Origin of the sequence: Methylobacterium sp. B1 (assembly GCF_000333255.1) — a bacterium.
GTDB classification, from domain to species: Bacteria; Pseudomonadota; Alphaproteobacteria; order Rhizobiales; family Beijerinckiaceae; genus Methylobacterium; species Methylobacterium fujisawaense.
Genome location: NZ_BACT01000792.1, coordinates 1 through 1735 on the forward strand (window position 1 = coordinate 1; position 1735 = coordinate 1735).

The window sequence follows — 1735 nt, forward strand, 5'->3', positions numbered from 1 at the left end:
GCCAGGGCTACATCATCGACTCGTTCCTCGTGGTCGTGTTCGGCGGCGTCGGCAACTTCTGGGGGACGCTGGTGGCGGCGCTGACACTCGGCGTCGTCAACAAGCTCGCCGAGCCGTATGTCGGCGCGGTGCTCGCCAAGATCGGCCTCCTGGTCTTCATCATCCTGTTCATCCAGAAGCGCCCGCGCGGCCTGTTCGCGCTCAAGGGCCGGGCGGTGGAATCGTGAGCCCCATGCCGTCCCGCCCCCCTCTCATCGACCTGAAGGGCTGGATCTTCCTCGCCGTCCTGGCCGCTTTCTGCGGCGCCGTGCCGGTGCTGAACCTCGCGGTGCCGGAGGGCTCCGGCCTGCACCTGCCGACCTACCTCGTCTCGCTGTTCGGCAAGTACCTCGCCTACGCGCTGCTCGCGGTGAGCCTCGACCTCGTCTGGGGCTATTGCGGCATCCTCTCGCTCGGCCACGGGGCGTTCTTCGCGCTGGGCGGCTACGCGATGGGCATGTACCTGATGCGCCAGATCGGCTCCCGGGGCGTCTACGGCAACCCGGTCTTGCCCGACTTCATGGTGTTCCTGAACTACAAGGCCCTGCCCTGGTACTGGCTGGGCTTCGACCACTTCGCCTTCGCGGCCCTGATGGTGCTGCTGGTGCCGGGGCTGCTCGCCTTCGTGTTCGGCTGGCTCGCCTTCCGGTCGCGGGTCACGGGCGTCTACCTGTCGATCATCACCCAGGCGCTGACCTACGCGCTGATGCTCGCCTTCTTCCGCAACGACATGGGCCTCGGCGGCAACAACGGCCTCACGGACTTCAAGGATCTTCTGGGATTTTCCGTCCAGTCCCAGAATTTCCGCGTCGGCATCTTCGTGGCGACCGGCTTGGCCTTGGCTTCGGGCTACCTGATCGCCCGGGTCATGACGGTCTCGGCGTATGGAAAGATCCTGATCGCCGTGCGCGATGCCGAGAGCCGCACGCGCTTCCTCGGCTACCGGCCGGAGCACTTCAAGACGCTGGCCTTCACGGTCTCGGCCATGATGGCGGGCGTCGCCGGCGCCCTCTACGTGCCGCAGGTCGGCATCATCAACCCGGGGGAGTTCGCCCCCACCAACTCCATCGAGACGGTGATCTGGGTGGCGGTGGGCGGGCGCGGCACGCTGGTCGGCGCAGCTCTGGGCGCCGTGCTGGTCAACTACGCCAAGACCGTGCTCACCGGCGCGATGCCCGACGCGTGGCTGTTCGCGCTGGGCGGCCTGTTCGTGGTCGTGACGCTGTTCCTGCCGCGCGGCCTCGTCGGCACCGCGATCGAGCGTCTCGGCTCCCGGCGCGCCGCCGCCACGCTGCCGCCGGAGCCCGACATCGCCCCGAAACTCGCCGAAGAAGGGCAGGGCTCGTGAGCACCGACCTCGTTGAGCGCCCGGACGCCCGGGGTCCCGCCAACCGGAAGCGGGAGACGGACGCGCTCCTCTACCTCGACGACCTGCGGGTCACCTTCGACGGCTACAAGGCCCTGCGCGGCCTGTCGCTGACCCTGGCCCGCGGCGAGTTGCGGGCGATCATCGGGCCGAACGGCGCCGGCAAGACCACCATGATGGACTGCATCACCGGCAAGACCCGGCCGGACAGCGGCATCGCGCTGTTCGACGGCACCCATGACCTGCTCAGGAGCGACGAGCCGGCGATCGCCGACCTCGGCATCGGCCGCAAGTTCCAGAAGCCGACCGTGTTCGAGAGCCACACGGTCG

The 1735-nt window shown here is 68.6% G+C and carries 2 protein-coding genes and 1 pseudogene; all 3 read left to right on the plus strand.

What is annotated here, in order from left to right:
* A pseudogene (locus I53_RS22940) lies at nt 1–227 on the plus strand (urea ABC transporter permease subunit UrtB); the annotation flags it as partial.
* Between the two features lie 5 nt (nt 228–232).
* Nucleotides 233–1387 (plus strand): urea ABC transporter permease subunit UrtC, encoded by a 1155-nt coding sequence (gene urtC, locus I53_RS22945; protein ID WP_043355075.1) that lies wholly within the window; start codon nt 233–235, stop codon nt 1385–1387.
* A partial coding sequence (locus I53_RS22950) for an ATP-binding cassette domain-containing protein (RefSeq protein WP_043355076.1) occupies nt 1384–1735 on the plus strand: 352 nt, incomplete at its 3' end. The genes urtC and I53_RS22950, both read left to right, overlap by 4 nt.